General features: G+C 65.3%; 11 protein-coding genes. 5 read left to right on the plus strand and 6 right to left on the minus strand.

The features are described 5' to 3' along the window. Positions 1 to 8: 8 nt before the first annotated feature. The 3 genes from XH90_RS00825 to dnaK form a co-directional block, all read right to left on the minus strand. Entirely contained in the window at positions 9 to 611 is a 603-nt protein-coding gene (locus XH90_RS00825) for a class I SAM-dependent methyltransferase (RefSeq protein ID WP_194478754.1), read from the minus strand. A 91-nt stretch (positions 612 to 702) separates the two neighbouring features. Beyond that, positions 703 to 1,833, minus strand: a complete 1,131-nt coding sequence (dnaJ, locus tag XH90_RS00830) for a molecular chaperone DnaJ (RefSeq protein WP_194478755.1) — start codon at positions 1,831 to 1,833, stop codon at positions 703 to 705. A 244-nt stretch (positions 1,834 to 2,077) separates the two neighbouring features. Beyond that, the gene (dnaK, locus tag XH90_RS00835) at positions 2,078 to 3,979 is read right to left on the minus strand and encodes a molecular chaperone DnaK (protein ID WP_092232313.1); all 1,902 of its coding nucleotides are present in this window, start codon (positions 3,977 to 3,979) and stop codon (positions 2,078 to 2,080) included. Positions 3,980 to 4,376: 397 nt separating this feature from the next. Between dnaK and XH90_RS00840 the strand changes: the two genes are divergently transcribed. Beyond that, entirely contained in the window at positions 4,377 to 5,315 is a 939-nt protein-coding gene (locus tag XH90_RS00840) for a hypothetical protein (RefSeq protein WP_194478756.1), read from the plus strand. A gap of 129 nt (positions 5,316 to 5,444) precedes the next feature. Further along, positions 5,445 to 6,164, plus strand: a complete 720-nt coding sequence (gene pncA, locus XH90_RS00845; RefSeq protein WP_194478757.1) for a bifunctional nicotinamidase/pyrazinamidase — start codon at positions 5,445 to 5,447, stop codon at positions 6,162 to 6,164. 60 nt (positions 6,165 to 6,224) lie between these two features. Here the strand turns inward: pncA and grpE are convergent, their stop codons facing one another. Together grpE and hrcA are read right to left on the minus strand one after the other, a co-directional pair. Next, a complete protein-coding gene (gene grpE / locus XH90_RS00850) occupies positions 6,225 to 6,830 on the minus strand; it encodes a nucleotide exchange factor GrpE (RefSeq protein WP_194478758.1) in 606 nt (201 codons plus the stop codon). 98 nt (positions 6,831 to 6,928) lie between these two features. Next, complete coding sequence (hrcA, locus tag XH90_RS00855; RefSeq protein WP_194478759.1) at positions 6,929 to 8,017, minus strand: heat-inducible transcriptional repressor HrcA; 1,089 nt, start codon at positions 8,015 to 8,017, stop codon at positions 6,929 to 6,931. A 168-nt stretch (positions 8,018 to 8,185) separates the two neighbouring features. Here hrcA and rph point away from each other — a divergent pair, with 168 nt between their 5' ends. Genes rph through hemW form a run of 3 tightly spaced genes read left to right on the plus strand, consistent with a single transcriptional unit; the run spans position 8,186 to position 10,690 of the window. Further along, positions 8,186 to 8,899: a ribonuclease PH gene (gene rph, locus XH90_RS00860; protein ID WP_194478760.1), complete on the plus strand. Its 714-nt coding sequence runs from the start codon at positions 8,186 to 8,188 to the stop codon at positions 8,897 to 8,899. Between the two features lie 11 nt (positions 8,900 to 8,910). Beyond that, on the plus strand, positions 8,911 to 9,546 hold the full coding sequence (rdgB, locus tag XH90_RS00865; RefSeq protein WP_194478761.1) for an RdgB/HAM1 family non-canonical purine NTP pyrophosphatase: 636 nt from the start codon (positions 8,911 to 8,913) through the stop codon (positions 9,544 to 9,546). Next, a complete protein-coding gene (gene hemW / locus XH90_RS00870; RefSeq protein ID WP_194478762.1) occupies positions 9,533 to 10,690 on the plus strand; it encodes a radical SAM family heme chaperone HemW in 1,158 nt (385 codons plus the stop codon). The genes rdgB and hemW overlap by 14 nt, the downstream gene beginning before the upstream one ends. A gap of 2 nt (positions 10,691 to 10,692) precedes the next feature. Here the strand turns inward: hemW and XH90_RS00875 are convergent, their stop codons facing one another. Next, the gene (locus tag XH90_RS00875) at positions 10,693 to 11,925 is read right to left on the minus strand and encodes a penicillin-binding protein activator (protein WP_194478763.1); all 1,233 of its coding nucleotides are present in this window, start codon (positions 11,923 to 11,925) and stop codon (positions 10,693 to 10,695) included. Positions 11,926 to 12,072 lie beyond the last annotated feature (147 nt).

Here is a 12,072-nt window from a genome sequence, read left to right on the forward strand (position 1 = left end):
CGGCGGGATTAGTCCTTGCGATACACCCAGACGCGGGCCGGCGGAAGGTTCATCCAGATCCGTTCCGAGGCCTCTGTGGACACGCCGGGCAGCGATTTCGGGATCGGCGGCACCACCGCATAGGTGAATTGAACGAAGGGCGCGCCGGGCGCGAGCGCCGTGAACGCATCGCGGATGAGCCGAAGGCGCGTCAGCATCGGTTTCGTCACGAGCGGCAGGCCGGAGACGACCGCGCTGGCCGGCGCGCTCAGCACATTCCAGAGCGTGTCGCGCAGGCGATAGGCATCGCCCTGCACCACCTTGGCGTGCGGATAGCGGTCGCGCAGCAGCGCGCAGAAGCCGGGATTGTATTCGACGAGGACGAGACGCTTCTGGTCGACCCCACGCTCGATCAGGGCCGAGGTGATGGCACCCGTGCCGGGTCCGAGCTCGACCACCGGTGCATCGGAATCGATATCGACGTAATGGGCCATGGTCCGCGCCAGCAGCTTGCCCGACGGCATCACCGCGCCCATGTGCAGCGGCTTCTCGATCCACGACCTGAGAAAACGCACCTCGTCATCGAGACGGGGCTTCTTCAACGCACGCGCGGACGACGACGGCAATGGCATGTCTGGACCGGACGGGACGAGACCGCGTGACCGCGGCGTCAGAAAATGGTCATAAAGACGTATAGGCCGAACACGATACGGTCAAGCCGGCTCAATTCGCCCGGTTACCGAAGAAGTCCTTGACCTTGGCGAAGAAACCCTCGGATTCCGGCTGGGTATTGCCGGAGGAGAGTTTTTCGAACTCGGCCAGCAACTCCTGCTGTTTCTTGGTGAGGTTCTGCGGGGTCTCGACCACGACCTGGACGTACATGTCGCCCATCTGGCGCGAGCGGAGCACCGGCATACCCTTTGATGCAATGCGAAATCGACGGGCGGATTGGGTTCCGGCGGGGACCTTCACCTTGGCCTTGCCCTTGTCGATGGTCGGCACTTCGAACTCGCCGCCGAGTGCAGCCGTCACCATCGAGATCGGCACACGGCAATGCAGGTCGGCACCGTCGCGCTGGAAGAACTGGTGCTGCGCCAGCGACAGGAAGATGTAGAGGTCGCCGGGCGGTCCGCCGCGGACGCCGGCCTCGCCTTCGCCGGCGAGCCTGATCCTGGTGCCGTCCTCGACGCCTTGCGGAATGTTGACCGACAGCGTGCGCTCGCGGGTAACGCGGCCCTGGCCCGAGCAGGACGGGCAGGCGTCCTCGATCATCTGGCCGCGGCCCTGACAGCCGGGGCAGGTGCGCTCGAGGGTGAAGAAGCCCTGCGACTGCCGCACCCGGCCGGCGCCGCCGCAGGTCGAGCAGGTCTTCGGCTTGGTACCGGCCTTGGCACCGATGCCCGAGCAGGCCTCGCAGGTGACCGAGACCGGAATCTCGATCTGCGCGGTCTTGCCGCCAAAGGCTTCCTCGAGGGTGATTTCCATGTTGTAGCGCAGGTCCGCGCCACGCTCGCGGCCGCCACGGCCGCGCTGCCCGGCCATGCCGAACAGATCTTCGAAAATGTCGGAGAAAGAAGAAGCGAAGCCCGCGCCGAAACCTGCACCGCCGCCGCCGGGACCGCCCTGCTCGAAAGCAGCATGGCCGAACCGGTCATAGGCCGCGCGCTTGTCCTTGTCCTTCAGGACCTCGTAGGCCTCGTTGATTTCCTTGAACTTGACCTCGCTGCTGTCGTCCCCGGGATTGCGATCGGGATGAAACTTCATCGCCAGCTTGCGGAAGGACGATTTCAGGACGGAATCGTCGGCAGAGCGTTCGACTTCGAGGGTCTCGTAATAGCAGCGCTTGGTGGACATGTCTGACTCGGCCTATCCAATCGCGATTCAAGTCGGTGCGAAACAATTTCGCCACGCGACGATATAGGCAGCCTTCCGCATCGTGGCAGCGGGCTGCATGGCAGCGTTGAGCATAACGTCTGGGAATTGATTGATCGTAACGCGCGATCCGCCCGACGTATCGGACGCGACAGCCTCCCCCTCGAGGGGGGAGGCCATTTCAGCGCGTTGGGTCCAAGCCGTCCGCATCATACCCTCTCGGGCTTCAGGCGGACTTCTTGTTGTTCTTGTCGTCGTCGACTTCGGTGAATTCCGCGTCGACGACGTCATCCTTCGCAGCGTCCTTGGCCGCATCGGCTTCGGCCTGCTGCTTGTACATGGCCTCGCCGAGCTTCATCGAAGCCTGGGCCAGCGTGTTGGTCTTGGCCTTGATCGCCTCGGCATCGCTGCCCTTCAGCGCTTCCTTGAGGTCGCTGACGGCGTCCTCGATGGCGCGGCGCTCGGTCTCGGCAACCTTCGAACCGTGCTCGGCCAGCGCCTTCTCGGTGGAGTGCACCAGCGCGTCGGCGTGGTTCTTGGCATCGACCGCCTCGCGGCGCTGCTTGTCGGCCGCGGCATTGGCCTCGGCGTCCTTGACCATCTTGTCGATGTCGGCTTCCGACAGACCGCCGGAGGCCTGGATGCGGATCTGCTGCTCCTTGCCGGTGGCCTTGTCCTTGGCCGAGACGTTGACGATGCCGTTGGCGTCGATGTCGAAGGTCACCTCGATCTGCGGCATGCCGCGCGGCGCCGGCGGAATGCCCATCAGGTCGAACTGGCCGAGCATCTTGTTGTCGGCCGCCATCTCACGCTCGCCCTGGAAGACGCGGATGGTGACCGCGTTCTGGTTGTCCTCGGCAGTCGAGAACACCTGGCTCTTCTTGGTCGGGATCGTGGTGTTGCGGTCGATGATGCGGGTGAACACGCCGCCCAGCGTCTCGATGCCCAGCGACAGCGGGGTCACGTCGAGCAGCAGCACGTCCTTGACGTCGCCCTGGAGCACGCCGGCCTGGATCGCGGCGCCGATCGCCACGACTTCGTCCGGATTGACGCCCTTGTGCGGCTCCTTGCCGAACAGCTGCTTCACGACTTCCTGGACCTTCGGCATGCGCGACATGCCGCCGACCAGAACGACTTCGCCGATCTCACCGGCGGTGACGCCGGCGTCCTTCAGCGCCTTGCGGCAGGGCTCGACGGTCTTCTGGACGAGGTCGTCGACCAGCGCCTCGAACTTGGCGCGGGTGAGCTTCATCGTCAGATGCTTCGGGCCGGTCTGGTCCGCGGTGATGAAGGGCAGGTTGATCTCGGTCTGCGTCGTCGACGACAGCTCGATCTTGGCCTTTTCAGCGGCTTCCTTCAGGCGCTGCAACGCGAGCTTGTCGTTGCGCAGGTTGATGCCCTGCTCCTTCTGGAATTCGTCCGCGAGGTAGCCCACGAGGCGCATGTCGAAGTCTTCGCCGCCGAGGAAGGTGTCGCCGTTGGTCGACTTCACCTCGAACACGCCGTCGCCGATTTCGAGAATGGAAATATCGAACGTGCCGCCGCCGAGGTCGTACACGGCGATGGTGCCGGCCTTGGTCTTGTCGAGGCCATAGGCGAGCGCAGCCGCCGTCGGCTCGTTGATGATGCGCAGCACCTCGAGGCCTGCGATCTTGCCGGCGTCCTTGGTGGCCTGGCGCTGGGCGTCGTTGAAGTAGGCAGGAACGGTGATGACCGCCTGGTCGACCTTCTGGCCGAGATGGGCTTCCGCGGTCTCCTTCATCTTCTGCAGGATGAACGCCGAGACCTGCGAGGGCGAATAGGTCTGGCCGTCGGCCTCGACCCAGGCGTCGCCATTGGAAGCCTTCACGATCTTGTACGGAACGAGCTTCTTGTCCTTCTCGACCATGGGGTCGTCGTAGCGGCGGCCGATGAGGCGCTTCACTGCGAAGAACGTACGCTCAGGATTGGTGACGGCCTGACGCTTGGCAGGCTGGCCGACGAGGCGCTCACCGTCGTCAGTCACGGCGACGATCGAAGGCGTCGTGCGCATGCCTTCGGAATTCTCGATAACTTTGGCGTTTTTGCCATCCATCACGGCGACGCACGAATTCGTGGTGCCGAGGTCGATCCCAATGACCTTTCCCATGGTCCTGATATCCTTCTTTTTGCGGCAGGTTGGCTGGGCCCAGAAGGCACCCGAACCGAAACCCCCTAAGATCAAACATCCGCGATATTGCGATGATTGAGGCTCATATAGGAGGGGGGGAGGGGGCCGCAAGGACCGAACGCAAGTTTGGACCGTGAAAACATTGGGTTTTGGAAGATCCTATCCGGGCTTCACCGTAGTTGCGGGTGAGGAATTGTTAACAGGTTCGGCCAACTGCCAGCCCCGCCGGCTCGATCCGCCCTGCCCTGTTACCGGCCCACCAAACCCGCTAAAAGGCGGGCCGGCCGGACAGCCTCGTCAAGGGGCTGCTTCGCGCGACAAATCGGCCCGGTGGCCCACCATCGAACGGCCTCAATATGAACCAATCAGAGTGCCCATGAAGCTGATCCGCCCCCTCGCCGCGCTCGCCCTCCTGGTGGCCTCCGCGCTTCCGGCCCTTGCCGCCGACGCCGTGTATCCGCCGGGTCTGCGTCTCGGCATGGTGCCGCTGGTCGGCCTCAGCAAGGCGAAGACCTTTCCGGGTTTCGAGAACGAGGACGGCAGCGTCAAGGTGCTGATCACCGAGTTGCCGCCGGCGGCCTACAACGAGGTCGTCAGCGCCTTCAACGCCAATCCGGCCGGCACCAACGGCGTCAAGCCGGACAAGATCGAGACATCGGCGGGCCTTGCCTATTTTACCGCCGAAAGCGGCAAGGCCGGCGACACGCTGGTGAAGCGCTATTCGATGATCGTGCCGGGCACCGGCTTCTCCGGCTATGTCGCGGTGCAAGTCCCCGAGAACGCCTCGAAGATCTACACCGACGAGGCGGTACGGCAGATGTTTGCGACCGCCACCATCCGCAAGGAGGTGTCGGCCGACGAGCAGATCGGGCTGTTGCCGTTCAAGGTCACCGATCTCGCCGGATTCAAGGACGTTCGTACGCTGGTGCCGGGTTCGAGCATCATCCTGGCCGACGGCAATGAAAGTTCGGGCTACGAATCGAAGCCGTTCATGATCCTCGGCCTGATCGGCGCCACCCCGCAGCAGGCCGACGACCGCGCCCGCTTCGCCCAGGAGGCGGCGCTTCAGATCCCGGGCTTGCGCGAAACCAGGATCACCATGTCGGAGCCGATCCGCATCAACAGCCAGCCCGGCTTCGAGACCCGGATCGACGGCGTCAGCGGCAAGGACAAGACCCCGGTGACGGTCGTGCAGTGGATCCGCTTCGGCGGCGGCACCTCGCTGCGCATCATCGCCAGCGCCCCGCGAGACCAATGGTCCGACGCCTTCACCCGCTTCCGCGCCGTGCGCGACGGCATCCAGCCGAAGGGGTAGGACCCCGGGGCTGACAGCCCAAGCGTTCACCAGAGCCGGCTGTATTTTCGGGCTTTCGTTCGTACACGAACGGAACTAGGCTTCTCTCCGTTGGATCAGCTTTAGATCATCCTGGAGGGGAGGCGGACGATGCTCAATCGACGACAGATCTTGGCCGCGCTGGGGACGACCGCGCTTGCGAGCTTCGCTCCATCGGCGCTGTTCGCGGCAGCGACGATCAAGCCGGACGACGCTTCCGCGCTGCTCGTGATCGACGTGCAGAACTGCTTCCTGCCCGGCGGCAGCCTCGCGGTGAAGGAAGGCGAGCAGGTCGTGCCCGTCATCAACAAGATGGCGAAGGCGTTTGCGAACGTCGTGATGACGCAGGACTGGCACACGCCCGGCCACGTTTCCTTCGCATCTGCTCATTCGGGCAAGAAGCCGTTCGAGACCATCGACCTGCCCTACGGCAAGCAGGTGCTATGGCCCGACCATTGCGTGCAGGGCACCGACGGCGCCTCGCTCTCGAAGGATCTCTCGATCCCGCAGGCCGAGCTCATCATCCGCAAGGGCTTCCACAAGGACGTCGACAGCTATTCGGCGTTCCTCGAAGCCGACGGCAAGACAACGACAGGCCTCGCCGCCTATCTGAAGTCGCGCAAGATCAAGCGCGTCTTCGTTGCGGGTCTCGCCACCGACTTCTGCGTCGCGTGGACCGCGCTCGATGCGCGCAAGGCGGGTTTTGAGGTCTATGTCGTGGAGGACGCCTGCCGCGGCATCGATACGCAGGGCTCGCTGGCAAAGGCCTGGGCCGACATGGCCAAGGCCGGCGTGAAGCGGATCCAGTCTGCGGATATCGCGAGCGCGTAAGGATTTCGCGCAGTCGTTCCGGGCGCGATGCTTCGCATCGCCCCGGAATGACGCCAAAACTCAGTTCGCTTCGTTGCTGTTCGCCGCGGGCGCAGGCTTCGCGCCGCCCTTGGCGACGCCGACCAGCGCCGGGCGCAGCACGCGCTCGCCGATGGTGTAGCCGGCCTGCATGACCTGCACCACGGTGCCCGCGGGCACCGACGCATCAGGCACCTCGTACATGGCCTGCTGGAAGTTCGGGTCGAACTTCTGGCCCTGCGGGTCGAACTTCTTCACGCCGTGCTTTTCCAGCGCGCTGAGCAGCGAACGCTCGGTGAGCTCGACGCCTTCGATCAGCGCGATCAGGCCGGGATCGGCGGCGGCACGCGCTTCGGCCGGAACGGCATCGAGCGCGCGTTGAAGGTTGTCGGCGATGTCGAGCACGTCGCGGGCAAAGCCGGTGACGCCGTAGAGTTTGGAGTCGGCGACTTCCTTGGCGGTGCGCTTGCGCAGATTCTCCATCTCGGCCAGCGTCCGCAGCATGCGGTCGCGCGCCTCGGCGGCTTCCTTCTGCAGCAATTCCACCGAACCGGGCTCGGGATCATCAGGCATGATGTAGGGCTTCGACACCACGGGCTCGCCGGTCGCAGCAGTCGTGTCTTCGGGTTGCCGGTCTCGATCGGTCATCGGCTCTCTTCTCGAACTCGTCTCACGGGATTTTTCTGGCCCGGATATCGTGCTTCGGGCGCTGAAAATCAAGCGCCCGTGATCGGCTCAAATGCCGGTCAGCCCCCCAGCAGGCGACTGACGATGCGGGCGGCGTAGTCCACGGTCGGGATCACGCGGGCATAATTCAGCCGTGTCGGCCCGATCACGCCCAAAACACCGACGATGTGGCCGGCGGCATCCCGATAGGGTGAGATGATGGTGGAGGAGCCCGACAGGGAAAACAGCTTGTTCTCGCTGCCAATGAAGATCCTGACGCCTTCGGCGGTTTCGGCCCGCCCGAGCAGATCGATCACGCCGCGCTTGGTCTCGAGATCCTCGAACAGCAACCTGACGCGCTCGAGATCCTCCAGCGCATGCAGGTCTTCCAGCAGATTGGCGTGGCCGCGAACGATGAGCTGACGGTCCTCGTTCTCGCCGCCCGACCAGCTTGCGATTCCCGCCGAGATCACCTTTTGCGCCAATTGATCGAGCTCGGCGCGGGCCTCGCCGAGCGCGGTTTCGAGCTCGAGCCGCGCTTCGGCGAGCGTCCGCCCCCGAATTCGCGCATTGAGGAAATTGCCGGCTTCGGTGATGGCCGAGGAAGGAACCCCAGGCGGCAGCGTCAGCACGCGGTTTTCGACCTGGCCGTCCTCGCCGACCAGGATCACCAGCGCCTTCTCGGGTTCCAATCGGACGAATTCGATGTGCTTCAGCCGGGCATTGGATTTTGGCGTCAGCACCACAGCTGCGGCGCGCGTCAGCCCCGAAAGCCGGGTCAGCGCCTGGTCCAGCGCCGCTTCCACCGATTGGGCGTGCCCGACGGTGGCGAGCTGGCTCTGGATCGACTGCCGTTCGGCCTCGTTGAGATCGCCGACCTGCATCAGGGCATCGACGAAGAAGCGCAGGCCGAGTTCCGTCGGCAGCCGGCCGGCCGAGGTGTGCGGGGCATAGATCAGGCCGAGCTGTTCCAGATCGGCCATGACGTTGCGGACCGAGGCCGGCGACAGCGGCATCGCGATCAAGCGCGAAATGTTGCGCGAGCCCACGGGCTCGCCGGTCGCGAGGTAGCTTTCGACAATTTGACGAAAGATGTCGCGGGAACGCTCGTTGAGCTGGGCGAGGCCCGCGCGCGGCGCGATCAGATGGATCGGATCGTGATGGGCCACAGACGGTAACTCCTGTCAGTTGCTTGTAATTTGTCCATCCCGGGCGCGTCTGACAAGCGTGGCGTTTGCGGGGTGGACATCAGGGGGTGAAAAAGCCTTGCTGCTCACCCTCACCCCACCTACAAGCACCGCGAACAGCCTATTCCTTGCGAGTTTTGGAGGATTCCCATGCGGCCAAGCCGCCGTGCGCCCGACGAATTGCGCCCCGTGACGCTGGAGCGTGGCGTGGTCAAATATGCGGAAGGCTCCTGCCTCGTGAAATTCGGCGACACCCACGTGCTCGTCACCGCCACGCTGGAAGACCGCCTGCCGCCGTGGCTGAAGGGCCAGGGGCGCGGCTGGGTCACCGCCGAATACGGCATGCTGCCGCGCGCGACCTCCGAACGGACCCGCCGCGAGGCCGCCGCCGGCAAGCAGAGCGGCCGCACCGTCGAGATCCAGCGTCTGATCGGCCGCTCGCTTCGCACCATCGTCGATCTCGAAGCGCTCGGTGAGCGCCAGATCACGGTCGATTGCGACGTGCTCCAGGCCGACGGCGGCACCCGCACCGCCTCGATCACCGGCGCCTGGGTCGCGCTCGCCGACTGCATCAACTGGATGAAGACGCGCAACATGGTCAAGGCCAACGTCATGCGCGACAACGTCGCCGCGATCTCCTGCGGCATCTACAACGGCACGCCGGTGCTGGATCTCGACTATGCCGAGGATTCCGAAGCCGAGACCGACGCCAATTTCGTCATGACCGGCGACGGCCGCATCATCGAGGTGCAGGGCACCGCGGAACGCGAGCCGTTCACGCAGGACGAGTTCCTGAAGCTGATCGCACTGGCGCAGAAGGGCATCGCGCGTCTGGTGGACTTGCAGAAACTGGCTGTCGCGTAGTCAATAGGCCCATGCACCGCCGAATCACCGGAAAGCTGGTCATCGCGACCCATAATCCCGGCAAGCTCGCCGAGATGAAGGAGCTGCTCGCGCCGCACGGCATCGAGGTGGTGTCGGCCGGCGAGCTCGGCTTGGGCGAGCCCGACGAGACCGGCAACGACTTCCGCAGCAACGCCGCGATCAAGGCGATCGCGGCGGCGCAGGCCACCGGGCTTCCGTCCTTCGCCGACGATTCCGGCATCGTGGTCGACGCGCTCGACGGCGCACCGGGCATCTACAGCGCGCGCTGGGCCGGTCCCTCCAAGGATTTCTCCGCGGCGATGGCGCAGATCGAGCGCCTGTTGCAGGAGCGCGGCGCCACCACGCCCGACAAGCGCAAGGCCCATTTCGTCTCCGCGCTCTGCGTTGCCTGGCCCGACAATCATCTCGAGGAGGTCGAGGCGCGCGTCGACGGCACGCTGGCGTGGCCGCCGCGCGGCACTGCCGGTTTCGGCTACGATCCGATGTTTTTGCCCGATGGTCACACGCGCACCTTCGGCGAGATGGACAGCATCGAGAAGCACGGCCTGCCGCCGCTCGGCCTCGGCCTGTCGCATCGCGCCCGCGCCTTCGTGAAACTGGCGGAGATCTGCCTTGAGCCGCGCTAATAAGGATGCGTTCGGCGTCTACGTGCACTGGCCGTTCTGCCTGTCGAAATGTCCCTATTGCGACTTCAACAGCCATGTTCGCCACGCCGCGATCGACGAGACGCGCTTTGCTTCCGCCTTCGCGCGCGAGATCGAAACGACCGCGCAGCGCGCGCCCGGCCGCGAGGTCACCTCGATCTTCCTCGGTGGCGGCACGCCATCACTGATGCAGCCGGCCACGGTCGGCGCCGTGCTCGATGCCATCGGCAAGCACTGGATGGTTGCGAACGACGTCGAAGTCACGCTGGAAGCAAACCCGACCAGCGTCGAAGCCACGCGCTTCGCCGGCTATCGCTCAGCCGGCGTCAACCGCGTCTCGCTCGGCGTGCAGGCGCTGGATGATGCCTCGCTGAAAGCGCTCGGCCGGATGCACAGCGCGCGCGAGGCGCTCGATGCCGTCGCCATCGCGCGCCGCTCGTTCGATCGCTACTCGTTCGACCTGATTTACGCGCGCCCCGACCAGACGCCGGCGATGTGGGCCGATGAGCTGCGGCTCGCGATCGACGAGGCAGCCGAGCATCTGTCGCTCTATCAATTGACGATCGAGGAAGGCACGCCGTTCTTCGGCCTGCACCAGGCGGGTAAATTGAAGACGCCCGACGAAGCGGTCGCGCGTGCGCTCTACGACGTCACGCAGGAGACCTGCGACAAGCTCGGCCTGCCCGCCTACGAGATCTCCAACCACGCGCGGCGTGGCGCCGAGTGCCGGCACAATCTGGTGTACTGGCGCGGCGAGGAATATGCCGGCATCGGTCCCGGCGCCCATGGCCGCCTCGACATCGACGGTATCAGGCACGCCACCGCCACCGAGAAGCGTCCCGAAGCCTGGCTGATGCGGGTCGAAACCAGCGGCGACGGCGTCGTCACCGACGACCTCCTCAACAGCGAAGAACGCGCCGACGAATTCTTGCTGATGGGGTTGCGGCTTGCGGAGGGCATCGACCCTGAGCGCTACAAGGCGCTGTCCGGCCGTCCGCTCGATCCCGGCCGCATCGCGCTCTTGCGCGAGGAAGGCGCAATCACGGTCGATGCAACGGGACGGCTGCGGGTGACCAGCAGCGGCTTCCCCGTGCTGGATGCGGTGGTTGCGGATCTCGCAGCGTAGCGTTACGCCCCAAAACTCTTCGGCGAGCCCGCGACCGCAACACCGCCGCCCGTCGTCACCTTCATCACCGCGAGCCCGCGCTCGTTGGTGCCATCGGCGCGGAAGCGGAACAGGCCGTCGATGCCGGCGAAGCCCGAGGGGTTGGTGAGAACGTCGGGCGAGAAGCGCGTGCCGCCCTGCGTGCGCGCGAGCGCTGCGACGAGCGCGACCGCGTCATAGGCGAGCGTCGCCGTGCGGATCGGCTCGGCTCCGTATTTGGTGCGATAGCGGCCGGAGAAGGCACGAAAACCGGCGGGGTCCGGTGCGGCGTAGAGGCCGCCCTGCAACGCGGGGCTCGCATAGACACGCGGGCTGTCCCACAACCCGGTGCCGAGCAGCTGGATGTTGCGCAAATTGGCGCCAGCCGCGGTCATCGCATCCGCCACCGAGACGACGGCGTCGCCGTCATCGGCAATGAAGAGCGCATCGGCGCTACCGAGCTGCTGTGCCACGGTCCGCGCAGGCGTCGCGCGATCGGCGCCATATTTCTCGAACGCGACGACGCGGCCGCCACGCCGTGGCACCGCAGCCTTCACTGCGGCCTCGACCACATTGCCATAGGCATTGTCAGGCACGAGCACGGCGACGGAGCGCTTTCCGATGCCGGCCGAGTATTCGATGATGCGGTTGACGTCGGACTCCGGCAGGAAGCTCAGGAGATAGACGCCACGGCCGGCGATGCTCGAATCGGTCGAGAACGCGATGACGGAAATGCCGCGCGTGCGCGCGACTTGCGCCACCGCCGGCACCGACTGCGCGAACAGCGGCCCCAGAATGATCTCGGCGCCTTCGTCGACTGCCTGCTGCGCGCCGGCTTGCGCGCCCTGCGGGCTGCCATTGTCGTCCTTGATCAGGAGCTGGATGTTCGGATTCTGGAACTCGGCCAGCGCCATCTCGGCAGCGTTGCGCATGGATTGCGCGGCAAGCCCGGCATTGCCGGCGGCCGAGAGCGGCAGGATCAACCCGACCTTCACCCCGCCGGTGCCGGCGGTCGTCGCCTGCTGCTGGGGGCCGGCCGGCTGCGCCGGCGGCGAGGAACCGGAGAACGGGCTGGAAAACTGGCTGAGGCTCTGCTGGACGCCGGCGCAGGCCGACAGCAATGGCGTGCCGAGCAGCAGGCCAAGCGCACTCCGCCGGGTCGCCCCTGACATCAGGGACCTCTCGACGGGAAATTTCAGATCACGCGGGCCCACCATGGCAGCTTCTCTTCTGACCGGCCGCAAGCCGGCCAGTCATAAACTCTTTCCCCGACACAAGCCGCGGATTCAGGCATATTGTCGGCAAATAGTTAACCAAAACAAAAGGATAATGATCGCTTAACGCGACAGCCCCTAACATTCCTG

The organism is Bradyrhizobium sp. CCBAU 53338 (genome assembly GCF_015291665.1).
GTDB lineage: Bacteria > Pseudomonadota > Alphaproteobacteria > Rhizobiales > Xanthobacteraceae > Bradyrhizobium.